Consider the following 22,035-nt stretch of genomic DNA (forward strand, 5'->3'; position numbering starts at 1 on the left):
AGAGCCGGGCGGCCACTCCTGGCAAGCCACTGAAGGCAAGACCCCATCAGCCACACCCGGCCCTCCCGGGCCGACTAACAACTTACGGAGACCCCCATGACACACCCCACGCCAAGCTGCCCACCGGCGCCGGCCGCACAAACCGACGCCTCCCGCACCGCCGGCCTCCCCCTGGACGTCGAAGCCGCGGCTCAGTCCGCCGACGACGCCCTCCGGCTCCGGCTCGGCACCACCACCCGCCGAGAGATCGACACTTGGACGGCCGAACTGCGAGGGCGTATCAGCCTCTTCGCCGAAGCGACCGTCGACCACCCGCAGACCCCCGCGACGCGCGGCGCACGGTGGGAGGTCGACCAACTGCTCGCCTCCGCGCCGAAGGACGACGTCCTCGTCTTCAGCTCCTACCAGCACCTCTGCGACCTCGCCCGGATGCTGCGCCGGCTGGTCGCCGAGCACCGCAAGCGGACGGAGACAGCCCTCGTCGGCTCCGCACCGGAGCGCATGACCACGTCGGCCGAGGGCGGGGACGGGGCATGACCGGAGCCACTCGCCCCGTGCCCGAGACCGGCAGGACCTCCCGCGCGGACGCGCGTCAGTGGGAATACACGACATTCGCCCCCTCGGGGGAGACGTGCCCCGCGTGCCTGAAACCGATCGGGGCCCTTGAGCGCTGCCGGCGCGGTGAGATCGAGCGCGTGCCCGGGAACCCGGTCACGTTCTACCGGCACGTCGACTGCGAGAACCCGCAGGGGCTCGGAGGACGGCCCCGGCGATGACACCCCGGCCCCTCGCCCCCGCCGACACCACCGGCGGGGACGTACGGCACGATGGGGCGCCGCCGAACAGCGCACCCCCGACCACCGCCCCCACCAGGAGGAACCCGTGCCCGCCGAGTCCGTCGCCGAGCCGTCGCCCGAGATTCTCGCCGCCTTCCAGGCCGCCAAGGGCTTCATGCCGGTGGGCGAGGGACTCGCGCTGTACGCGGCCGCCGCCGAGGCCGCCGCGCTGGGGCTGCCGGTCCTGGAGGTCGGCACGTACTGCGGGCGCTCCACGATCCTGCTGGCCGACGTGGCGCGGGCGGCCGGGGTGACGGCGCTCACCGTCGACCACCACCGGGGCAGCGAGGAGCAGCAGCCGGGCTGGGAGTACCACGACCCGACCGTGGTGGACCCGGAGGTCGGGCGGATGGACACGCTGCCGGCCTTCCGCCGGACCCTGCACGCGGCGGGTCTGGAGGACCACGTGGTGGCGCTGGTCGGGCGGTCGCCGCAGGTCGCGGCGGTCTGGGGCGGGAAGCTCGGGTTCGTCTTCATCGACGGCGGCCACACCGACGAGCACGCGAACGGCGATTACGAGGGCTGGGCGCCGCATGTGGCCGAGGGCGGGCTGCTGGTGATCCACGATGTGTTCCCGGACCCCGCGCACGGCGGCCAGGCCCCGTACCGCGTCTATCTGCGGGCGCTGGAGTCCGGGGCGTTCACCGAGGTCTCGGTGACGGATTCGCTGCGGGTGCTGCGGCGTACCGGAACGGGTATCTGAGGGCGGCCGTCCGGAGGCCCGGATAGCATCGCGTGGTGCCGTACGACGAGAGTGTTCCCCCCACCCGGCGCCGCCGGTCCCTGCTCGCCGCCGCCGCGCTCGCCGCCGTGTGCCTGACCGCCGCGGGCTGCGGCGCGGGCGACGACAGCGGCGGAACGCGGGCCGAGCCTCGGCAGGGCGGCAGCGGTACCTCCGCGCCGCCGCCGTCGAAGAGCGCCCCGGTGCCGGAGAAGACGAAGACATCCGCATCCCCCGCACCCTCCGCGAAGCCGTCGAAGCCGTCGAAGCCCGCGGGCGGCGGGGCCACCGGGCCGCTGTCCGGGAAGACCGTCGTCATCGACCCCGGACACAACCCGAACAACCATCTGCACACCGGCGAGATCAACCGCCAGGTGGACATCGGCACCACGCACAAGGAGTGCGACACCACCGGGACGTCCACCAACTCCGGTTACGCGGAGGCGCAGTTCACCCTCGATGTGTCGCACCGGCTGCGCACCCTCCTCCAGAAGCAGGGCGCGAAGGTCGTGCTGACGTACGACAACGACCGCGCGTACGGGCCGTGTGTCGACGAGCGGGCCCGGATCGGCAACGAGGCGGGGGCCGACGCGGTGGTCTCGGTGCACGCGGACGGTTCCGCGGTCGGCAACCGCGGCTTCCATGTGATCCTGCCCGCGCTGGTGCGGGGCGGGAAGGCCGACACCTCGAAGATCGTCGAGCCGTCGCGCGACCTCGGCACCAGGATCGCCGGCCTCTTCGTCCGCGATACCGGAAGTGCGCCTTCCAATTACGTCGGAGGCAATAGCGGGCTGGACATCCGAAAGGACCTGGGCGGACTGAATTTGTCGACCGTGCCCAAAGTGTTCATCGAATGCGGCAATATGCGTGATCCGAAGGACGCCGCACTGCTCACCAGCGCGGGCTGGCGCCAGAAGGCGGCGCAGGGCATTGCCGATGGCATCAGCAGCTACCTCAATGGGTAGCAAGAGGTAGTTCTGAGGCGAAATTGGGGGGATGTGTGTCCGGCGTCCGGGCAGGAACACAACCCGTACGAGCAGACGATAGATTCATCCGTACGATGGGGGCCGCCCCGAGCTTCGTGCCGTGCCCGCTGTACCCGTACAGGCGGCAGCGACGACCGCCCCGACGAGACGACCGACTAAGGACCTTCACGTGAATATCCGCTCCCTCTCCCGAGGCGACGGCGTGGTGATCGGAGCAGCGGTCGTGCTGTTCATCGCCTCTTTCCTCGACCTCACCGGCTTCGACTGCCCCACAGGCATCAACTGCTCCAACTACAACACCCCGAACGCCTGGGACTCGCTCGGACTCCTGATGAGCGTCTTCCTGGCCGGAATCATCGGGGCGGCGCTGGTCGTTGTCGGCCGGTCCATGCCGGCCCGCAAGGTCGTCGGGCTCGACCTCGGTCAATTCGGTGCCGCCTTCTGTGTCTTCGCGGTGTGGACGGCCTTCTGGACGACCATCGACGCCGGTGACGCGGGCGCCGGAATGATCCTCGGCCTGCTGGCCACGATCGTGCTCGCGGGCGGCGCGGTCGCCACCCCGCTGGTCCCCGCGCTCAAGGCCCCGCTGGTGAGCGCCTCGGCTCCGAGGGGTGTGCAGGCCCCGTTCGGCGGCCAGCCGCAGCCCGGCCAGGGTTACGGCTACCCGGGCCAGCCGCAGCCGTCGTACGGCGGTCAGCCGGGCCAGCAGCAGCCCTACGGTGCGCAGCCGCAGCCCGGTCAGCCGGAGCCGCAGCCCCAGGGCAACGCCCCGGCGGCTCCCGCCGCAGGTGCGCCGGCCGGTGACTTCACACCGTTCTGGTTCGCGGTGCCGGTGGCCCGCCCGCTGTACGGGGAGGACGGTTCGCCGTCGCCGATCGCCGAGCTGGCGCCCGGCACCTGGTACCTCGCGGTGGAGCAGCGCGGTCCGGGCCTGATCGCCCAGACCCAGGACGGCCGTCGCGGCGTGCTCCAGGACACCACGGGCATCCAGCGCGGCTGAGCCCACCGCACGCGGTACGACAGTGGCCCTCCGCCCCTTCCGGGCGGGGGGCCGCTGCCGTACCCTCCGTCCGTACCTCGATTTCTGACGTAGCGTCAGAACTACTGGGAGGCGGCGGACATGCGGCTCGGACTCGCGCTCGGATACTGGGGCCGGGGCCCGGACCCCGCCCATCTGGAGCTGGCCAGGGAGGCCGAGGCGCTGGGGTACGCGTCGGTGTGGACGGCGGAGGCCTGGGGATCGGACGCCTTCACCCCGCTGACCTGGATCGCCGCGAACACCTCCCGGATCCGGCTGGGCACCGGCATCGCGCAGATGGCTGCGCGCGCCCCGACCGCGACCGCCATGCACGCCCTCACCCTGGACCATCTCTCCGGCGGCCGGATGATGCTCGGCCTCGGGCTGTCCGGCCCGCAGGTGGTGGAGGGCTGGTACGGACGTCCGTTCCCGAAGAGCCCGCTGACCGCGACCCGGGAGTACGTCGACGTCATCCGCCAAGTACTGCGCCGCGAGGCCCCCGTGGAGCTGGACGGCCGGTTCCACTCCCACCCGTACGGCGGTCCGGACGCCACCGGGCTGGGCAAGCCGCTGAAGCCGATCACCCATCCGCTGCGGCCGGGGCTGCCCGTGCTGCTCGGGGCGGAGGGGCCGAGGAACATCGCGCAGACGACCCGGATCGCGGACGGCTGGCTGCCGCTGTACTGGTCCCCGATGCGCACCGATGTGTACGAGGCGTCGCTCACGGACCTGCCCGACGGATTCATGATCGCGCCGATGGCCCGCGCCAGGGTCTGTGACGATGTCGCGGAGGGGCTGCTGCCGGTGAAGGCGATGCTCGGCTTCTACATCGGGGGGATGGGCCACGCGGCCCGTAACTTCCACGCCGATCTGATGGCGCGGATGGGGTTCGAGGAGGAGGCCCGGCGGATCCAGCAACTGTTCCTCGAAGGGCGCAAGGAGGAGGCGGTGCTGGCGGTGCCGGACGCGTTCGCGGACGAGATCTCCCTCGTCGGCCCGCGTGAACGGATCGCGGAGCGCCTGGAGTTGTGGCGCAAGGGGCCGGTCACCGATCTGCTGGTGACGGCGCCGGACCCGCACACCTTGCGGGTGCTCGCGGAGCTCAACTAGGAAGACGGCCTGGCAGGGTCGGTCGGCCAGGCACCGGCGCTCCGTCGTGACGCGGTGCGCTCCCACGGCTGCGGGTCCGGGTACGTCAGGAGTTGCAGGGTGCTGCCCCACGGGGTGCGCAGATACGCGAACCGGTTGTGCTCCCCCGCCTCGGGGCCCGGCAGCGGCTGCGCCCCGGCGAGCAGCGTGGCGCCCGCGGCCACGCAGTCGCGGACGGCCGCGTCCAGGTCGTCGGCGTACAGCGCCACGTGCTGCCAGCCGAAGTCGCAGGGCAGCACGGGAGGTTCGCGGCGGGGGCCCTGGAACTCGCAGAGCTCGATGCCCGGTCCGCCGCCGGGCAGGGCCAGCATCCTGATCGCCAGCTGCTGGGTGCCCGCCGGGACGCCGAGCCTGCGCTCGACGTCCGGGCCGCCGTTGGGTCCGTCCTGGCGGCGCAGGGTGTCGTAGAGCACCTCGGCGCCGAAGGCCCTCGCGAGGAAGAGGGTCGCGGTCTCCAGGTCGGGGACCGTGACCCCGATGTGGTCGATGCCTCGCACGCTTGTCGCCGTCATGGCTTCACCGCTCCTGTCCCGGGGCCGCGCCGACGGCCCCGTCCACCCCGGAGCGGGCCCGCTCCGGGATCGTGCCCCCGCGTGACCAGGCCAGGAGGTCGTCGGCCGGCCAGGTGGTGACGACGCGTTCCGCCGGGACCAGGCACTCCTCGGCGCGGGCGCAGCCGTGGATCTGCCAGTCCAGCTGTCCGGGCGCGTGGGCGTCGGTGTCGACGGCGAAGAGGGTGCCCGCCGCGACGGCGCGGCTCAGCAGCCCGCGGGGAGGGTCGAGCCGTTCCGGCCGGCTGTTGATCTCCACGGCGGTGCCGGCCTCCGCGCAGGCGGCGAAGACCGCGTCCGCGTCGAACCGGGACTCCGGGCGCTTGCGCTCCGCGACCAGCCGCCCCGTGCAGTGGCCGAGGATGTCGGCCCGCGGATGGCGGACGGCCGCGAGCAGCCTCCTGGTCATCGGGGCCGGGGCCATCCGCAGCTCGGAGTGGACGGAGACCACGACGACGTCCAGCTGTTCCAGCAGTTCGTCCTCCTGGTCGAGGGAGCCGTCGGGGAGGATGTCGCACTCGATGCCGGTGAGCAGCCGGAACGGCGCCCATCGCGCGTTCAGCTCGGCGACCTCGTCCAGCTGCCTGCGCAGCCGGTCCGGGGAGAGGCCGTTCGCGACGGTCAGCCGGGGCGAGTGGTCGGTGAGGACCGCCCACTCGTGGCCCAGCTCCGCCGCGGTGCGCCCCATCTCCTCGATCGGGCTGCCGCCGTCCGACCAGTCGGAGTGCAGGTGGCAGTCGCCGCGCTGGAGCGCGAGGAGGTCCGCGCCGCCCTCGTGGGGCCCGGTCGCGGCCTCCTTCTCCAGCCGTTCCAGATAGCCGGGTACGTCCCCGGCCACCGCCTCCCGGATCACCTGCGCGGTCTTCGGCCCGATGCCCTTGACCGCCTCCAGCGAACCGGCCGCCGCCCGCCGCCCGGCCTCGCCGTCCGCCATCGCGGCCACCGCGTCGGCGGCGGCGCGGAAGGCCCGCACGCGGTAGGTGTCGGCCCTGCCGCGTTCCAGCAGGAAGGCGATCCGTTTCAGGGCGCGGACTGGCTCCATCGGCACCTCCACGGGGCCGCCGGACACTGGGTGCTCTCCCCTCCAGCTTCGCTCAGCCCGGCCCGGCCCGCACAACGGCACCGGGTGGCCGCTCAGCCGAACGCGGCGCGCTCCAGCCAGAAGTCCAGCAGCTCCGCGTCACCGAGCACCTCGACCCGGTCGCTGTCCGGCGCCAGCCGCCGGTTGAAGACCAGCATGACGTCGGTGAGCGGGCCCCGCAGCGCGACGGTCGCCTTCTCGTGCGCGCGGCGCCAGGTGAAGCCGTCCTCGCCGAACTCGATCAGCCACTCGGCGTCCGGTACGTCCGTGGCGTGCAGGTGGATGGAGCGCCCGGCCCCGGTCAGCTCGGCGGCCTCCTTGTCGCCCGCGGCCTGCGCGAAGGCGACGATCTCCAGCCACTCCTCGATCGTGTCGGAGGCCGGCTCCGGCGCCACCTCGTAGCCGGTCCGCGCGGTGAGTGCCGCGTCGGCGTGGTGGACGATCGTCTCGTGCGCCATCCTCCGCGCCCAGAAGCCCGTGCTCCCTTCCCACGCCCAGGACCACACCGCCTCGTCCGGGCCCGCGGCCCGCAGCGCCTCGACGGTCCGCGCCGCGCCCTCCGCCAGCCAGGCGTCGAGTGCGGCGGGGTCGTCGCTCCCGGGGGTGTCCTCCGGTACCCGCTCTTCCGGGACCTCTTCCGTGGCCCTGGTACGTACGATCTCGCCGACCCAGCGATGGGCCCGGCCGACATGGAGGGCCAGCTCGCGCAGGGTCCAGTCGGGGCAGGTCGGGACGGTGGCGCCGAGGTCCGCGCCATGGATCGTGGCCCTCAACGCACTGGTGCGGGCGATGATTTCGTCACAGTAGCGGTCGTGCGTCAGTCGGCTCATGCCACGCACCCTAGTTCGATCATGAGCCGGACCCCACCGATTACCCGCCGAGCTGCGACGTGCTGGGCACCTTGTCCTTCACCTCGGCGCCCACGCTGCTGCCGGCCGATTTGATACCGCTGATCACGCTCTCGAAGGCGCCGATGTCGCCCTCGCCGGCCTGTCCCTTGCGGAGCTTTTCGGCGAGCCCCTTGAGCGATTCGATGCCCGCCGTCAGCGGCGCGACCGCCTTGGACAGCAGCGGGTCGCCCTTGGCGTTGACCGCCGCCGCCTTCAGCCGGTTGTAGGCGAAGCCGCCCGCGAGCCCGGCCTTGACCAGCGCGAACGTCCGCCCGTCGGCACCCTTCTTGAACTTGCCCGCCCGGTAGGGCTTCACGATCCACTGGTACGTCGCACCGGCCGCGAGCCCCGCGTTGGTGACGAACCGGGTCTTGGCGAACTTCTGCGCCTCGGCCGACGAGGTGCCGCTCGGGGACGCCGAACTGCTCGTACCGCTCTTGTCGCCGCCGCCGCACGCGGTGGCGCCCACGACCAGGGCGCAGGACAGCAGCAGCGAGACGATCAGACGGCGGAGCGGTACGGGACCGGTCGCGGCGGAACTGGGCACAGCGGGCCTCCCTGGCCGGGCACATCAGGGCGATATGTACAGGGAGTGACACCTTCGGCCACTCTCGGTAAGGTTCGCCCGCCCGGGAACGGCGTGCCACTCGGGAAACGCCGTCCGGGTTCCCGGTCCGGGGCGTGCGACGGGGACATGAGGACCGGCCGGTGCGGCGGCCCCGTCAGGCGACGCTGTACGTCCGGTCCGGGTGCCCGTCGAGGAGCAGCATGCGCACCGCCTCGGCCTCCGGGGCGCCCAGCCGCTCGTAGACGTCGAGCGCCTCGTTCCACGAAGCGACGGCACGGCCGGTCTGGCCCAGTTCCGAGAGCGCGTGGCCGAGCACGGTCAATACGTTGGCCCGACGCCACTCCCCGCCGATTCCGCTCAGCGTGATCAGCGCCGTCTCGGCGTTGACCGCGGCCTGTGCCGGGCGCCGGGCGGCGAGGTCGACCTCGGCCAGCCGGAACAGGCTCATGCCCTCCCACAGCTTCTGACGGCCCTCACGGAAGACGTCCAGTACCTCGTGGAGGCAGTCGCTCGCGGAGTCCAGTTCGCCGCTCCGGGTGAGGGCCAGAGCGAGCACGTAGCGGCCGTTGGCGCCGCGCACGGTGCTGCCCATCGCGTCGTAGATCTCGATGCCCTGCCGGGCCAGCGCGATGGCGCTCGCGGTCCGGCCGGTCGCGAGGTGCATCCGCGAGAGGTTGCACAGGACGGCGGCCTCCCCGGGGCGGTCGCCGAGCGCACGGAAGTACACGACGGCGCGGGAGAGATGGGCCTCCCCGTCCTCGTGCCGGTTCTGGTAGAGCGCGATGACGCCCCTGCTGTTGAGCGCGTCGCCCATGGTCCAGGAGTCGCCGGTCGAACCACCGAGCCGTACTGCCTCGCGTGCTTCGTGGTCCGCCTCCCGGAAACGGCCCGCGAGGGAGTGCAGGTGGGCGAGAGCGGTTCGTGTCCGGCCCTCGGTCCGCTCGTCGCCGGTTGCCGCTGCGGCGTCCCGCAAGGCCGTGACCGCCGACTCGTAGCGGGTGAATTCGCTGCCGGACTCGGCGAGGTCCCGCGTCGCCAGCAGCAGATCGGCCGCCTTGCGCAACTCGCCCGTGCCGACGGCCTGATGGGCCGCGGACAGCAGCGCCCTCGCTTCGCCGAACAGCCAGTCCAGCGCCGCGGCGCGGTCGGTGAACACCAGCCCGTCGCCGGCGGTCGGCTCCAGGTGCTCGATCAGGCGGTCGCCGGGCCGCTCCAGCGCGTACACGCCCGCCGCGGTGGCCAGGTAGAAGTCGAGCAACCGGGACAGGGCCGCCGCCCGCTCGCCCGGCGGTCGCTCGTCGCGCTCCGCGCAGGCACGTGCGTAGAGGCGGAGCAGGTCGTGATATCGGTACCGGCCCGGTGCCGCCGACTCCACCAGCGAGGTGTCGACGAGGGACTCCAGGAGTTCCTCGGTGTCCTCCTCGGGAAGGCCGAGCATGGACGCGGCGGCCGGCAGGGAGATGTCCGGCCCGTCCGCCAGGCCCAGCAGACGGAACGCGCGCGCCTGCGCGGACTCCAACTGCCCGTAGACCAGCTCGAAGGCGGCCTTCACCGCCAGGTCACCGGCCTGCAGCTCGTCCAGTCGCCGCCGCTCGTCCGCCAGCTTCGCGGCCAGTACCGAAACGGTCCAGGTCCGCCGCACCGCCAGCCGCGACGCGGCGATCCGGATCGCCAACGGCAGGAAGCCGCACGCGGCAACGACGTCGAGCGCCGCCGCACGCTCGCCGGCGACACGTTCCTGGCCGACGATCCTGGTGAACAGGAGCAGGGCCTCCTCCGGGCTCAGCACGTCCACGTCCACCAGACGGGCGCCCGCGAGGTCGCCCATGTGCCCCCTGGCCGTGATCAGCGCGGCGCATCCCTCCGTGCCCGGCAGCAGCGGTCTCACCTGGGCGGTGTCGTGCGCGTTGTCCAGGAGCACCAGCACCCGCCGCCCGTCCAGGACCGAGCGGTACAGCGCCGCCCGGTCCTCCAGGGAGTCGGGGATCGCCGCGTCCGGCGTGCCCAGGGCGCGCAGGAAGGAACCCAGGACCGTCTCGGGCCCGGTCCTCGTCGCCCGCAGGCCCTGAAGGTCCACGTACAGCTGGCCGTCGGGGAATTCCGGGCGGGCCCGGTGAGCGACGTGCACCGCCAGCGTCGTCTTGCCGACGCCCGCGATTCCCGACAGGGCCGACACCGCCATGACCTGGCCGTTGGCCGATGCCAGCACCTCCCCCAGCTCCTCCACGTACCGCGCGCGGCCCGTGAAGTCGGGGACCGTCGCGGGGAGTTGGGCGGGCCGTACGGGGGCCACGGCCGGCTCGGGCTCCGGGGCGGAGTGTTCCGCCAAGGCCGGGTCCGCCTGCAGGATCCGGCGCTGCAACTCCGCCAGGGCGGGGCGGGGTTCCACGCCCAGTTCGTCCGCCAGCAGCCGTCTGGTGTCGGCGTACACCGCCAGCGCCTCCGCCTGGCGGCCGCTGCGGTACAGCGCCAGCATCAGCAGTTCCCGCAGCCGCTCGCGCAGTGGGTGCACCGCCGTCAGCGATGTGAGTTCCGAGACCGCTTCCGCGTGGTGGCCCTGCTCCAGCTCCGTGTCCAGGCGGAATTCGATCAGCTGGAGTCGCCATTCCTCCAGGCGCATGCGCTGGGTCTCCGCGTACGGGCCCGGCACCCCCGACAGCGGCTCGCCGTCCCACAGGGCCAGCGCCCTGCGGAGCAGCTCACTCGCGCGGCCCAGCTCCCCGTCGGCCCTGGCCCGCTCCGCCCGCTCCGCGAGATCCTGCACCGCCGACAGGTCCAGGGCTCCGTCGGGCAGGCCCCGGATCGCGTAACCGCCCGACTCGCTCACCAGGACGCCCGGGTCGAGGAACTTGCGCAGCCGGGAGGCGTACGTCCGGACGGCGGCCAGCCCCTGCGACGGGGGCTCGTCGCCCCACAGCGAGTCGATCAGTTCGGCCGCGGTCGCCGTGCGGCCCTCGCGCAGCAGCAGGGCGGCCAACAGGCCACGCTGCTGCGGTGATCCGGTCGACAGCTGCTCGGTTCCGCGCCAGGCGCGCACCGGGCCGAGCACGCTGAAGCGCAGTGCCGTCGGCCCATCGGGCGACACGGCGGGACGATGCTTCAACAACCGTGACGCGTCATCCATCGCTGCCCCCCTTTCGACAGCGTACCAACTCGTTTAGCAGACGTATACGGATCGTTTATCGGCGCCTGGCACTATGTGCGCATCGCACTCTGTGACTTGCCCAGTCCGGGGCTGCGCCGAGGCGGGGTTCCCGGGAGTGGCATCCCGGGCCCCGACCGCCCGGCCCGACAGCCGATCGATTCGTGCTGCGCTTTTCGTCAACTCTAGCTCAGTCAAGCGACTTTGAGCTACCGTCATTCCGTTGCCGCGAACGGCGGATGGGCCGGCCCCTGCCAAGGGCCCTGTATGGCCTGCCTGTTGGCGAGCGCAGCAGATCCGGACTGGGCACCGTCATAGGGAGAACGAGCATTGTCATGCAATCAATCAGTCCACCTGTGCTGTGGGCCGGAGTCGTGGTCACTCTGGCCTATTTCGTATTGGTCGGTTACCTCATCAGGTCACTGCGGACAAACAAGCGGCTGCCCTCGGTGATCGCCGCCGTGACGGGGCTCGTGGGAGCGCTGCCCGTGGTGCTCTACGCCCTGTACGCCGTGCTCAGCACCCCGGCGTAGGTATCCGCGCAGGGTGCGGAACCGGCTGAGGGAGGCGGCGGTCGAGTGCCGCTTCCCCCAGCCACCCGGCCGGTACCCGGGCTAACGGCAGCAGTCCGGTTCCAGCCCGCGCGGCAGGTGTTCGCCGCCGAAGACCTCCGCGGTCGCCTCGTCGCCGCCGAGCGCGGCGACCGCGAGCAGCAGCGATCCGGCGGTCCAGGTGGTGAGCTCCTCCGGCCAGAACGCCCGGTTGCCCTCGAAGACGTACCCGGTCCAGTACATGCCGCCCTCGGCGCGCAGATGCTGGATGGACTGGAGGATCTCCAGCGCCCGGTCGGACTCGCCCATCACCCAGAGCGCCAGGGCGAGTTCGCAGCTCTCGCCGCCGGTCACCCAGGGGTTGGGCAGCACGCAGCGCACCCCGAGGCCGGGGACCACGAAGCGGTCCCAGCTCTCCTCGATCCGCTCCTTGGCGGCGGTCGCGGTGAGCGCGCCGCCGAGGACCGGGTAGTACCAGTCCATCGAGTAGCGGCTCTTGTCCAGGAAGCGTTCCGGGTGGCCGCGGATCGCGTGGCTCAGCGCGCCGGTCGCCAACTCCCAGTCGGGCTGCGGCTCTTCGCGCCGTTCGGCGAGGGCGAGCGCGCAGCGCAGCGCCTGGTGGATGGAGGAGCAGCCGGTCAGCAGCGCGTCGTCGACGGGGGTTCCGTCGGCTTCGCGCTTCCAGCCGATCTGGCCGCCGGGCTGCTGGAGCCGCAGGACGAATTCGACGGCGGCGTAGACGGTCGGCCACATCCGGTCGGCGAACGCGTCGTCGCCGGTGGCGAGGTAGTGGTGCCAGACGCCGACGGCCACGTACGCGCAGAAGTTGGTCTCCAGCGAGCGGTCGGTCGGCCGGTCCGGGTCGCCGTCCTGGTACGCGGCGTACCAGGAGCCGTCCTCGTTCTGGTGCCGGGCCAGCCAGTCGTACGCGCGCTCCGCGGCGGCGTGCTCGCCCGCCACGTCGAGGGCCATGGCGGCCTCGGTGTGGTCCCACGGGTCGAGGTGGTGGCCGCGGAACCAGGGCAGGGCGCCGTCCCGGCGCTGCACGGCGAGCAGGGCCGCGACGGTCTCGGCGGCCTCCTCGGCGGTGAGGACCCCGGGCAGTACGAGGTGCTCGGTCTGCTCGGGAACGGTCACGCCTCGGCCTCGGTGAGGTCCTCGGCCGCGGCGGCCGCGGGCAGGTGCGGCTTGGTCGCGTACGCCACGAAGCTCTTGCCGACGACCGGGTTCAGCAGCTGCTCGGCCACCCGGGTCGCCATCGGCTTCTTCATGATGTCCCAGACCAGCAGCTTGTGGTACGCGCGGACCGGCAGCGCTGCGTCCTTGCCGTCGCGGCCCACTCCGAAGGCGCACTTGAGCCACCAGTACGGCGAGTGCAGGGCGTGGGCGTGGTGGGTGCCGTACGGCTTGAGGCCGGCGCCGCGGATCTTGCCGAGCAGTTCGTCGGCCCGGTAGATGCGGATGTGGCCGCCCTCGACCTCGTGGTAGGCGTCGGAGAGCGTCCAGCAGACCTTCTCGGGGCCGTACCGGGGCACGGTGATCGCGATCCGGCCGCCGGGCCTGAGCACCCGGACCATCTCGGCGAGCACGCCCTTGTCGTCGGGGATGTGCTCCATGACCTCGGAGATGATCACGACGTCGAACGACTCGTCGGGGAACGGCAGGTTGAGCGCGTCGCCCTCCATCGCGGTGGCGGTGGCTCCCTCCGGGGCCTCGCCGGCCTCCTTCATCGCGGCGAACCACTTCGCGACCTCGCGGATCTCCTCGCCGTTCTGGTCGAGGGCCACGACCTGGGCGCCGCGCCGGTAGCACTCGAAGGCGTGGCGTCCGGCGCCGCAGCCCAGGTCGAGCACTCGGTCACCTGCGGCGAGCGGGAAGCGGGTGAAGTCCACGGTCAGCACGAATGCCTGCTTTCGCGGTCGGGGGAGGTCGGGGGGCGGGTACGACGGAAACGGGCGGCGGTGTCAGCGGCCGGGGCGCGTGGCACCGGACCGGGCGGCGATCGCGTCGCGGTAGAGGGCGGCGGTTCCGATGGCGGCCTGCTTCCAGGTGAAGCGGGAGAGCACCCGGTCCCGGCCGGCGGCGCCGAGCCGGGCCCGCAGCTCGGGGTCGCCGAGCAGCCGGGCGAGCGCGTCGGCCAGCGCCCCGGCGTCGGCGGGCGGGACGGCCAGGCAGGTCTCGCCGTCCGGGCCCGCGACCTCGGGGATCGCGCCGCCGGTGGTGGCGACGAGCGGGGTGCCGGTGGCCATGGCCTCGGCGGCGGGCAGCGAGAAGCCTTCGTACAGCGAGGGGACACAGGCGATCTGGGCGCCGCGCACCAGGTCGACGAGCTCGGCGTCGCTGATGCCCTTGACGAACTCGACGGCGTCCCGGAGTCCGTGCCGCTCGATGGCCTGTGCGACCGGTCCGTCCTCGGCCCGCTTGCCGACGACCACGAGGTGCGCGTTCGGGTTCCCGGTACGGAGCTTGGCGAGCGCCTCGACGAGGTGGACGAGACCCTTCAGCGGGACGTCGGCACTGGAGGTGGTGACGATCCGGCCGGGCACCTCGGCGACCGAGGGGTCCGGCGACCAGAGGTCGGTGTCCGCGCCGATGTGGACGACGTGGATGCGGTCCGGGCGCACCCCGAGGTGGTCGACGATCTCCTGCTGGGAGGAGCCGGAGACGGTGAGCACCGAGGGCAGCCTGCGGGCGACCCGCTTCTGCATCCGGGTGAAGCCGTACCAGCGGCGTATGGAGGCGCGTCGGCGGCGGGTGTCGGCGGCGTCCAGGTCCAGCTGCCGGTCGACGGTGATGGGGTGGTGGATCGTGGTGACGAGCGGGGCGCCGAGGTCGGCGAGGAGGCCGTAGCCGAGCGTCTGGTTGTCGTGGATGACGTCGAACTCGCCGCGGCGGGCGGCGAGATGGCGCCGGGCGCGCAGGCTGAAGGTGAGCGGTTCCGGAAAGCCGCCGGTCCACATGGTGGCGACCTCGGCGGCGTCGATCCAGTCGCGGTACTCACCGCGCTTCGGGGTGCGGAACGGGTCGGGCTGGCGGTAGAGGTCCAGGCTCGGCAGCTCGGTGAGCGGGACGCCCTCGTCGAGCACCGGATAGGGCTGGGCGCCTATCACCTCGACGCTGTGGCCGAGGCGGGCGAGCTCGCGGGCGAGGTGGCGTACGTAGACGCCCTGGCCGCCGCAGAAGGGGTTGCCCTTGTAGGTGAGGAGTGCGATGCGCAACGGACGGTCATCGGCGGTGCCGGAGGTGTCGCTGCCCGTGCGGGGGCCCGACTCTATGGCCTCAGCGGTCACACTCGGCCCCCTTCTCACTGCGTGTTCGCCGGAGCGTAACCGCTCACGCTAATCTAGAACAAGTTTCAGACTGGATCGTTCAATGAGCTACGAATCTACCGGCAGGTAGCGTCGGTGCAACGGCCGGATCAGGTGATTCGCGCCACCACCGGGGACGCTGGCATGCTGTGCGCCCCCGGGAGACCGAGCGCCTCCCTCCGGTCGCGGACAGAAGCCATGGATGGGGACACATGACAGCTGAGGCCAAGCCGGCATCGCCGCCCCTGACCGAACGGCAGGAGGCCCGCCGCCGCCGCATCCTGCACGCCAGCGCCCAGCTCGCCGGCCGGGGCGGCTTCGAGGCGGTGCAGATGCGTGAGGTCGCGGAGGAGGCCGGGGTCGCCCTGGGCACGCTGTACCGCTATTTCCCGTCCAAGATCCATCTGCTGGTCGCCACCATGCAGGACCAGCTCCAGCACATGCACACGACGCTGCACAAACGCCCGCCGGCCGGCGAGGACCCGGCTCAGCGGGTGGCCGACACCCTGATGCGGGCCTTCCGCGCACTCCAGCGCGAGCCGCATCTGGCGGACGCGATGGTGCGGGCGCTGACCTTCGCGGACCGCAGTGTCAGCCCGGAGGTGGACACCGTCTCGCGGATCACGACGGCGATCATCCTGGACGCGATGGGTCTGGAGCATCCGACACCGGAGCAGCTGTCCGCGGTCCGCGTCATCGAGCACACCTGGCACTCCGCGCTGATCACCTGGCTGTCGGGGCGGGCGTCGATCGCCCAGGTGAAGATCGACATCGACACGGTGTGCCGGCTGATCGACGTAACAAAGCCCACGGACCCGCAATAGCACAAGTGGGCCCGACCTCGTGGCACTTTCATCACATTCCTCACACCGTTCTGACCGAAAGGATCACAGACGGCTCCCTAACATGGTCATGACCAGCACCGATGGAGAGGAAGACATGGCTGACCAGTCAGGCATTGCAGGCGGCGCGACGGCGATCCAGGCCCCCGGCGGACCGGGATACGGCGCCCAGCCCCCGGTCGGCCACGGATACGCCGGTGCCGCCCCGCTGCCCAGCGGAAAGGCCACCGCCTCGATGGTCCTCGGCATCCTCGGCCTGGTGCTCATCCCGATCATCCTGCCGATCATCGCGCTGTGCCTCGGCGTCTCCGCGAAGCGGATGGCCGACCGGGGCGAGGGCGGCGGCCGCGGCCAGGCGGTGGCCGGCATCGCGATGGGCTGGGTCGGCGTCGCCTTCGCCCTGGTCGGCGTGACCGTGGCCACGATCCAGGGCATCAGCGCGATGTGACGGGCCGCCGCCCGCGACGCACGCGCACGCACGCACGCATCGAGTCACCGGCCGCGCCGGGGAACCGTACGATCCGGTTCCCCGGCGCGGCCTTCTCCTTCCGGGCCCATGTGCGGCCCCCACATGCGCACCGCGTCAGGTGGGGCGCTCTGCACCATGTCGACGGCGGCACGGTGTTCATACGGTTCGGCGACATCACATGAACACGCCGAGGAGCCGGTCACCATGCGTCGCAGAGCCACAGGCACCGTCCGTCACCGCAGATCCCTCCACGCCGCCGTCGCACTGAGCTGCGCCGGTCTGGTGCTCGCCGGATGCACCGCCGCCGGAAAGGCCGGCGAGAGCGATTCCGGCTCCGCCGGGGACGCGAAGGACCGGACCGTCAAGGTGGGCCTGGTGTACTCCCGCACCGGGCTCCTCGCGGACTACGGCAAGCAGTACCGCGACGGATTCATGGCGGGGCTGGACCACGCCACGAAGGGCACCGGGAAGGTGGCCGGGCACCGCATCGAGGTCACCGAGCAGGACGACGCGGGCGATCCGGGCAAGGCGGTCTCCGCGGCGAAGAACCTGATCGGCAAGGGCTACAAGGTGCTGGCCGGCACCACCGACTCCGGGGTCGCGCTCCAGATGGCGCCGCTCGCCGCCCAGAACAAGGTGCTGTACATCAGCGGCCCGGCCGCCACCGACGCCGTCACCGGCATCAACGACTACACCTTCCGGTCGGGCCGGCAGTCCTACCAGGACATCCTCACCGCCGGGGCGATGCTCGGCGAGGCCAAGGGCAAGAAGGTCACGGTGCTGGCCCAGGACTCCACGTTCGGCCAGGCCAACGTCGCCGCGGTGAAGGCCGTCCTCGGTGCCAGGGGCGCGAAGGTCGGCTCCGTACTGGCCCCGCCCAGCGCCACGGACCTGACCCCGTTCGCCCGGCAGGTGAAGGCGGGCGGGCCCGATCTGGTCTTCGTCGCCTGGGCCGGTTCGACCGCACCGGCGCTGTGGACCGCGCTGGACCAGCAGGGCGTGCTGGAGGCGGGCAAGGTCGTCACGGGCCTCGCCGGGACGGCCTCGTACCCGGTCTTCGGCGCCGCCGGTTCCAAGGTGTCGTTCCTGGCGCACTACTTCCCCGGCGCGGGCGGCGGCAACGCCGTGGAGAAGTCGATGCTCGACTCGGTCGCCAAGGCCGGCGGCAGCCCGGACCTGTTCACCCCCGACGGCTTCACCGCCGCGCAGATGGTGGTGCGCGCGGTCGAGCAGGGCGGCGCCACCGACACCGCCGCCATGGTGAAGGCCCTGGAGGGCTGGAGCTTCGACGGGGTGAAGGGCAAGGAGCAGGTCCGTGCCGAGGACCACGCCCTGGTGCAGCCGATGTTCGTCGCGAAGCTTCGGGGGTCGGGCGCCGGTGCCCGGCCGGAGCTGGTGACCACCGAGCCGATGGACGAGGTGGCGCCGCCCGCGAAGCCCTCGGCGGGCTGAGCGATGACCGCACCGGACACCACCGCGCGGCACCCGGGCGGGGCGCGGACCGCCGCCCCGGTGCTCCGACTGGACGGGCTCGGCTGGGGCGTCGGCGGGGCCACGATCGTCGAGGACGTCACATTCGACGTCCACGAGGGCGAGTTCCTGGCCTTCATCGGCCCCAACGGGGCGGGCAAGACCTCCCTGTTCAACCTGATCAGCGGGCTGACCACGGCCACCTCCGGCACCATCGCGCTGGACGGCACGGACATGACCGACCGGCCCGCGCACGCACGGGCGCGGCGCGGCATCGGCCGCACGTTCCAGACGTCCAGCCTCTGGCCGGCGATGAGCGTGGCCGACCATGTCCGGCTGGCCGCGCAGGCGGCCCGGGGCGGCTCCCACCGGCTGTGGCGGCGGGCCTCCCGGTACACCGCCGAGGTGGACGGCGTACTGGAACGCACCGGTCTGGGCCACCGGGCACGGGCGACGGCGGCCGAGCTGTCGCACGGCGAGAAGCGGAAGCTTGAGCTCGCGGTGCTGCTGGTGGGCGAGCCCCGGCTGATGCTGCTGGACGAGCCGATGGCCGGGGTCAGTGCGGAGGAGGTCCCCGCGCTGACCGAACTCATCCGCGCCCTGCACCGGGACGAGGGCCGCACGGTCCTGATGGTCGAACACCACATGGACGTCCTGCTGGGGCTGGCCGACCGGCTCGCCGTGATGCACCACGGAAGGCTGCTGGCGCTGGACACCCCCGAGGCAGTGACCGCCGATCCGACCGTCCAGCAGGCCTATCTCGGGGAGGGGCTGTGACGACCGGAACCCTGCTCGCCGTACGGGACCTGCGGGTCCTGATCGGCGGCCGGCACATCCTGCACGGCGTGGACCTGGACGTCGCCCGGCACGGCGTGACCGCGCTGCTCGGCCGCAACGGCGCCGGGAAGACCACGACCGTGCGCGGCGTCCTCGGCCTCGTCCCGCGCACCGGCAGCGTGCGGCTGGACGGCGCGGAGACCGTGTCGATGCCCACCCACACCGTGGTGCGCCTCGGCATCGGTTACGCGCCCGAGGACCGCGGCGTCTTCGCCGGGCTGACCGTCGCGGAGAACCTGCGGCTGGCCGAGCGGCGCGGCGCGGGCGAACCCGCGTACCCGCTCGTCCACGAGCTGTTCCCCGAACTGAAGAGCCGGGAGCGGCAGTTGGCGGGGACACTGTCCGGCGGGCAGCAGCAGATGGTGGCGATCGGCCGCACCCTCCTCAACGGCAACCGGCTGATCATCGCCGACGAACCCACCAAGGGTCTGGCGCCGAAGGTGGTCACCGAGGTCGCCCAGGTCCTTGAGCGGGCCGCCGAGGCGGTGCCGGTGCTGCTCGTGGAGCAGAACCTCGCCGTGGTGCGGCGCCTGGCCCGGCACTGCGCGGTGCTCGCCGACGGCCGCACGGCCCACCAGGGGCCGGCCGCCGAGCTGCTGGGCGACGCGGAAGCCGCACGGCGCCTGCTGGGCGTGGGACACGGCCCGGCCACCGAAGTACCTTCCGTGGAGGCGGATTCCTGATGTCCACCGTCGTTCTGCTCACCATGACCGGACTCGGTCTGGGAGCCCTCTATTTCCTGATCGCCTCGGGACTCTCACTGATCTTCGGGCTGATGGACGTGCTCAACTTCGCGCACGGGGCGCTGCTCTCCATCGGCGCGTACGGCACCTGGTGGGCGGCCTCCGGCCATCTGCCGGGCGCCGGTCCGGGCGGGGCGGGCTTCGCCCTCGCCGTCCTGTTCGGTACGGCGGTGGGCACCGCGGCCGCCGTGCTGCTGGAACTCGCCGTCGTCCGCCCGCTCTACACCCGGCCGCGCGAGCAGGTCCTCGCCACCGTCGGGGTGGGGCTCGCCGTCCCGGCCCTGCTCTCGGGCATCTGGGGCTCGGACGCCCGTACCTTCCCGGGCCCGAAGGCACTGTCCGGCACGTTCGGCCTGTTCGGCGCCCAGGTGCCGGTCAACCGGCTGGTCCTGGTCGCGGCGGCCCTCGTCGTCCTCGTGGCGCTGCGGCTCTTCCTCGGCCGCACCCGGCACGGTCTGGTCGTACGGGCCGGGGTCGAGGACCGGGCGATGGTCACCGCGCTCGGCATCGACGTGCGGAAGGCGTTCACGCTGGTCTTCGCGATCGGCGGCTGCGTGGCCGCGCTCGGCGGGGCGCTCGGCGGCCTGTACTTCGGCTCGGTCGACCCGCGTCAGGGCACCTCGCTGCTGATCTTCGCGTTCGTCGTGGTGGTCACCGGGGGCATGGGGTCGGTGAGCGGCGCCGCCGTGGCGGCCGTCGTCATCGGCCTGGTCCAGCAGTTCGCCAACTACTACACCGCAGCGGGCCTCGGCGATCTGGCGGTCGTCGTCCTGCTCGCCGCGCTGCTGCTCGTACGGCCGCGCGGACTGACCGGGAGGCTCGCGTGAGCACCGCCACCGAGACACAACACCGCACCGGCGGAAAGACCCCGGCCGTGCAGCCGTCCGGGAGCGCCGTCCGGCTGCTGCGCCGCTGGTGGCCCGCCGCCGTGCTGTTGGTACTGGCCCTCGCCCCGTTCAGCGCGCTGCCGCTGCCGGGACTCCTGGACGGTCCGCTCGGCAGCCCTGGGAGTCTCCAACTCCTCGCCACCTGCCTGCTGTTCGGTGCCCTGGCGACCGGTTACGACCTGCTGCTCGGCCGCACCGGGCTGCTCTCCTTCGGGCATGCGCTCTACTTCGCGGCGGGCAGCTACGCCACCAACATGTTCCTGCTGGAGGCGGGCCTCCCGTTCGCCGTGTCCGCACTGCTCGGCCTCTGCTGCGGGGTCGCGCTCGCGCTGGTCCTGGGTTCGGTGAGCCTGCGGGTCACCGGCATCGGCTTCTCCATGGTGACGCTGGCGTTCGCCCAGGCGGGATCGATCCTGGTCTCCCGCAACCCCGGCGGTCTGACCGGCGGCGAGGAGGGCCGGGCCGCCCCCGCCGACCTGCTGCCGTCCGGGCTGGTCGGCATCGAGAACACCGCGAACCTCTACTGGCTGGCGCTCGGCTATCTGGTCCTCACCCTCGCCGTCGTCCACCGGGCGGTCAACTCCCCCACCGGACGCGTCTGGGAGGGCATCAAGGAGAACGAACGCCGGGTGGAGGTGCTGGGGCTGAAGCCGTACGGGTTCAAGCTCACCGCCTTCGTCCTGGCGGGCGCCCTGGCCGCGCTCGGCGGCCTGGTGCACCTGCTGCTCACCGGCGGCTCGACCCCGCAGACCACCACCTCCGACTTCACGCTGTCGCTGCTGGTGATGGTGGTGCTGGGCGGGTCCGGCACCCGGTGGGGGCCGATGGCCGGCGGCATCCTCTACACCTGGGCGGATCACCGGCTCGGTGATCTGGCCGGCTCGGGCGCGGTCGCCGAACTGCCCGCGGTGCTGCGGGTGCCGCTCTCCCAGCCACTGTTCCTGCTCGGTGTGCTGTTCGTCGCCGTGGTACACCTGCTGCCCGGCGGGCTGGCCCGGCTGCCGTCCCGGCTGACCGCTTCACGCCGTACGCCCGCCGCCACCGAAACGTCCAGGGACAGCAGGTCCCGGAAGGAGAACGGACGCCCGTGATCGCGTACGAAGAGGTACGAGTCCCCGTCGTCGGGGGCGAGTTGGCGGTGCTCCGGTGGCCGGCCCGGGAACCCGGCGCGCCGGTCGTCCTCGCCCTGCACGGCATCACGGCCAACGCGCTGTCCTGGGGGCCGGTGGCGAGGCTGCTGGACGGCCGGGTCACCCTGGTCGCGCCGGATCTGCGCGGCCGGGCCGGGAGTTCGGCGCTGCCGGGCCCGTACGGGATCGCCGCGCACGCCGACGACGTGGCCGCGGTGGCCGCGGCGCTGGGCTCCGGCCGGGTGGTGCTGGCGGGCCATTCGATGGGCGCGTTCGTGGCGGTGCTGGCCGCCGTACGGCACCCGGAGCGGTTCGGGCCGCTGCTGCTGGTGGACGGCGGCATCGGCTTCCCCGCTCCCACGCACCTCGCGCCGGACGAGCTGATGACCGCCGTGATCGGCCCGGCGATGGACCGGCTGTCGATGACCTTTCCGGACCGGGCCGCGTACCGCTCGTTCTGGCAGGCGCACCCCGCGTTCGCGGACGCCTGGTCGGACGAGGTGGACGCGTACATCCAGCGCGATCTGACCGGGGACGAGCCCGCCATGCGCTCCACCTGCCGGATCGAGGCGGTGCGCACCGACGGCATCGGCCTCTTCGACGAGGAGGTGCTGACGGCGATCCGGAAGCTGCACGTTCCGGCGACGCTGCTGTGGGCGCAGCGCGGGCTGATGGGCGAGGAGCAGGGCCTGTACGACGAGACCCGGCTGGCGGCGGCGGACCTCGGGGGCACCCGGGTGACTCCGGTCGCGGTCCGGGGCGTCAACCACTACACGGTGCTGACGGGGGAGACGGGCGGCAAGGAGATCGCCGGCCGGCTGCTGGACCTGTCGGGCGCCTGAGGAGGCCGGGGCGG

Annotated in this window: 22 protein-coding genes; 14 read left to right on the forward strand and 8 right to left on the reverse strand. The window is 72.5% G+C overall.

Annotated features, from left to right (window positions below):
• Positions 1-96: 96 nt before the first annotated feature.
• The 5 genes from ABZ622_RS32480 to ABZ622_RS32500 all read left to right on the forward strand — a co-directional run bounded on the left by ABZ622_RS32480 (position 97) and on the right by ABZ622_RS32500 (position 4,671).
• The gene (locus tag ABZ622_RS32480; RefSeq protein ID WP_360549353.1) at positions 97-537 is read left to right on the forward strand and encodes a hypothetical protein; all 441 of its coding nucleotides are present in this window, start codon (positions 97-99) and stop codon (positions 535-537) included.
• A gap of 345 nt (positions 538-882) precedes the next feature.
• Positions 883-1,539: a class I SAM-dependent methyltransferase gene (locus tag ABZ622_RS32485; protein ID WP_360549355.1), complete on the forward strand. Its 657-nt coding sequence runs from the start codon at positions 883-885 to the stop codon at positions 1,537-1,539.
• A 35-nt stretch (positions 1,540-1,574) separates the two neighbouring features.
• Positions 1,575-2,522, forward strand: coding sequence for an N-acetylmuramoyl-L-alanine amidase (locus tag ABZ622_RS32490; RefSeq protein ID WP_360549357.1), 948 nt, complete (start codon positions 1,575-1,577; stop codon positions 2,520-2,522).
• 190 nt (positions 2,523-2,712) lie between these two features.
• Complete coding sequence (locus ABZ622_RS32495) at positions 2,713-3,543, forward strand: DUF5336 domain-containing protein (RefSeq protein ID WP_360549359.1); 831 nt, start codon at positions 2,713-2,715, stop codon at positions 3,541-3,543.
• Positions 3,544-3,663: 120 nt separating this feature from the next.
• On the forward strand, positions 3,664-4,671 hold the full coding sequence (locus tag ABZ622_RS32500; protein ID WP_360549361.1) for an LLM class F420-dependent oxidoreductase: 1,008 nt from the start codon (positions 3,664-3,666) through the stop codon (positions 4,669-4,671).
• On the opposite strand, the gene ABZ622_RS32505 is transcribed toward ABZ622_RS32500, so the two are convergent.
• The 5 genes from ABZ622_RS32505 to ABZ622_RS32525 all read right to left on the reverse strand — a co-directional run bounded on the left by ABZ622_RS32505 (position 4,668) and on the right by ABZ622_RS32525 (position 10,924).
• Entirely contained in the window at positions 4,668-5,222 is a 555-nt protein-coding gene (locus ABZ622_RS32505; RefSeq protein ID WP_360549363.1) for a VOC family protein, read from the reverse strand. The genes ABZ622_RS32500 and ABZ622_RS32505 overlap by 4 nt on opposite strands.
• A 4-nt stretch (positions 5,223-5,226) precedes the next feature.
• Positions 5,227-6,303, reverse strand: a complete 1,077-nt coding sequence (locus ABZ622_RS32510) for a PHP domain-containing protein (protein ID WP_360549366.1) — start codon at positions 6,301-6,303, stop codon at positions 5,227-5,229.
• 92 nt (positions 6,304-6,395) lie between these two features.
• A complete protein-coding gene (locus ABZ622_RS32515) occupies positions 6,396-7,172 on the reverse strand; it encodes a maleylpyruvate isomerase N-terminal domain-containing protein (RefSeq protein ID WP_360549368.1) in 777 nt (258 codons plus the stop codon).
• Between the two features lie 40 nt (positions 7,173-7,212).
• On the reverse strand, positions 7,213-7,779 hold the full coding sequence (locus tag ABZ622_RS32520; protein ID WP_360549370.1) for a hypothetical protein: 567 nt from the start codon (positions 7,777-7,779) through the stop codon (positions 7,213-7,215).
• A 175-nt stretch (positions 7,780-7,954) separates the two neighbouring features.
• The gene (locus ABZ622_RS32525; protein WP_360549372.1) at positions 7,955-10,924 is read right to left on the reverse strand and encodes a BTAD domain-containing putative transcriptional regulator; all 2,970 of its coding nucleotides are present in this window, start codon (positions 10,922-10,924) and stop codon (positions 7,955-7,957) included.
• A gap of 353 nt (positions 10,925-11,277) precedes the next feature.
• Here ABZ622_RS32525 and ABZ622_RS32530 point away from each other — a divergent pair, with 353 nt between their 5' ends.
• Positions 11,278-11,475, forward strand: a complete 198-nt coding sequence (locus ABZ622_RS32530) for a hypothetical protein (protein WP_360549374.1) — start codon at positions 11,278-11,280, stop codon at positions 11,473-11,475.
• Between the two features lie 81 nt (positions 11,476-11,556).
• On the opposite strand, the gene ABZ622_RS32535 is transcribed toward ABZ622_RS32530, so the two are convergent.
• The 3 genes from ABZ622_RS32535 to ABZ622_RS32545 form a co-directional block, all read right to left on the reverse strand.
• Positions 11,557-12,630, reverse strand: coding sequence for a prenyltransferase/squalene oxidase repeat-containing protein (locus tag ABZ622_RS32535; protein WP_360549376.1), 1,074 nt, complete (start codon positions 12,628-12,630; stop codon positions 11,557-11,559).
• On the reverse strand, positions 12,627-13,394 hold the full coding sequence (locus ABZ622_RS32540; RefSeq protein ID WP_360549378.1) for a class I SAM-dependent methyltransferase: 768 nt from the start codon (positions 13,392-13,394) through the stop codon (positions 12,627-12,629). The genes ABZ622_RS32535 and ABZ622_RS32540 overlap by 4 nt, the downstream gene beginning before the upstream one ends.
• 63 nt (positions 13,395-13,457) lie before the next feature.
• Positions 13,458-14,783 (reverse strand): glycosyltransferase family 4 protein, encoded by a 1,326-nt coding sequence (locus tag ABZ622_RS32545; protein ID WP_360549380.1) that lies wholly within the window; start codon positions 14,781-14,783, stop codon positions 13,458-13,460.
• A 230-nt stretch (positions 14,784-15,013) separates the two neighbouring features.
• Here ABZ622_RS32545 and ABZ622_RS32550 point away from each other — a divergent pair, with 230 nt between their 5' ends.
• The 8 genes from ABZ622_RS32550 to ABZ622_RS32585 all read left to right on the forward strand — a co-directional run bounded on the left by ABZ622_RS32550 (position 15,014) and on the right by ABZ622_RS32585 (position 22,021).
• Positions 15,014-15,625, forward strand: coding sequence for a TetR family transcriptional regulator (locus ABZ622_RS32550; RefSeq protein ID WP_360549382.1), 612 nt, complete (start codon positions 15,014-15,016; stop codon positions 15,623-15,625).
• 115 nt (positions 15,626-15,740) lie between these two features.
• Positions 15,741-16,091, forward strand: coding sequence for a DUF4190 domain-containing protein (locus ABZ622_RS32555; RefSeq protein ID WP_360549384.1), 351 nt, complete (start codon positions 15,741-15,743; stop codon positions 16,089-16,091).
• A gap of 225 nt (positions 16,092-16,316) precedes the next feature.
• Entirely contained in the window at positions 16,317-17,564 is a 1,248-nt protein-coding gene (locus ABZ622_RS32560) for a substrate-binding domain-containing protein (protein ID WP_360549386.1), read from the forward strand.
• Positions 17,565-17,567: 3 nt separating this feature from the next.
• Positions 17,568-18,359 carry an ABC transporter ATP-binding protein gene (locus ABZ622_RS32565; RefSeq protein WP_360549388.1) on the forward strand — a complete coding sequence of 264 codons (792 nt, stop codon included), beginning with the start codon at positions 17,568-17,570 and terminating at the stop codon, positions 18,357-18,359.
• A complete protein-coding gene (locus tag ABZ622_RS32570; protein ID WP_360549390.1) occupies positions 18,356-19,102 on the forward strand; it encodes an ABC transporter ATP-binding protein in 747 nt (248 codons plus the stop codon). The genes ABZ622_RS32565 and ABZ622_RS32570 overlap by 4 nt, the downstream gene beginning before the upstream one ends.
• Entirely contained in the window at positions 19,102-19,989 is an 888-nt protein-coding gene (locus ABZ622_RS32575; protein WP_360549392.1) for a branched-chain amino acid ABC transporter permease, read from the forward strand. Before ABZ622_RS32570 ends, ABZ622_RS32575 begins: the two co-directional genes overlap by 1 nt.
• Complete coding sequence (locus tag ABZ622_RS32580; RefSeq protein ID WP_360549394.1) at positions 19,986-21,140, forward strand: branched-chain amino acid ABC transporter permease; 1,155 nt, start codon at positions 19,986-19,988, stop codon at positions 21,138-21,140. Before ABZ622_RS32575 ends, ABZ622_RS32580 begins: the two co-directional genes overlap by 4 nt.
• Entirely contained in the window at positions 21,137-22,021 is an 885-nt protein-coding gene (locus tag ABZ622_RS32585; protein ID WP_360549396.1) for an alpha/beta hydrolase, read from the forward strand. The genes ABZ622_RS32580 and ABZ622_RS32585 overlap by 4 nt, the downstream gene beginning before the upstream one ends.
• The last annotated feature ends 14 nt before the right edge of the window (positions 22,022-22,035 follow it).

Origin of the sequence: Streptomyces sp. NPDC007164, from assembly GCF_040634135.1 — a bacterium.
Classification (GTDB): domain Bacteria; phylum Actinomycetota; class Actinomycetes; order Streptomycetales; family Streptomycetaceae; genus Streptomyces; species Streptomyces sanglieri.

Bases quoted from the DNA above. Each gene is read 5' to 3' on its own strand.
- ABZ622_RS32480 (WP_360549353.1), top strand. From the start codon at position 97: ATGACACACCCCACGCCAAGCTGCCCACCGGCGCCGGCCGCACAAACC.
- ABZ622_RS32500 (WP_360549361.1), top strand. From the start codon at position 3,664: ATGCGGCTCGGACTCGCGCTCGGATACTGGGGCCGGGGCCCGGACCCC.
- ABZ622_RS32505 (WP_360549363.1), bottom strand. From the start codon at position 5,222: ATGACGGCGACAAGCGTGCGAGGCATCGACCACATCGGGGTCACGGTC.
- ABZ622_RS32510 (WP_360549366.1), bottom strand. From the start codon at position 6,303: ATGGAGCCAGTCCGCGCCCTGAAACGGATCGCCTTCCTGCTGGAACGC.
- ABZ622_RS32515 (WP_360549368.1), bottom strand. From the start codon at position 7,172: ATGAGCCGACTGACGCACGACCGCTACTGTGACGAAATCATCGCCCGC.
- ABZ622_RS32525 (WP_360549372.1), bottom strand. From the start codon at position 10,924: ATGGATGACGCGTCACGGTTGTTGAAGCATCGTCCCGCCGTGTCGCCC.
- ABZ622_RS32530 (WP_360549374.1), top strand. From the start codon at position 11,278: ATGCAATCAATCAGTCCACCTGTGCTGTGGGCCGGAGTCGTGGTCACT.
- ABZ622_RS32550 (WP_360549382.1), top strand. From the start codon at position 15,014: ATGACAGCTGAGGCCAAGCCGGCATCGCCGCCCCTGACCGAACGGCAG.
- ABZ622_RS32555 (WP_360549384.1), top strand. From the start codon at position 15,741: ATGGCTGACCAGTCAGGCATTGCAGGCGGCGCGACGGCGATCCAGGCC.
- ABZ622_RS32560 (WP_360549386.1), top strand. From the start codon at position 16,317: ATGCGTCGCAGAGCCACAGGCACCGTCCGTCACCGCAGATCCCTCCAC.
- ABZ622_RS32565 (WP_360549388.1), top strand. From the start codon at position 17,568: ATGACCGCACCGGACACCACCGCGCGGCACCCGGGCGGGGCGCGGACC.
- ABZ622_RS32575 (WP_360549392.1), top strand. From the start codon at position 19,102: ATGTCCACCGTCGTTCTGCTCACCATGACCGGACTCGGTCTGGGAGCC.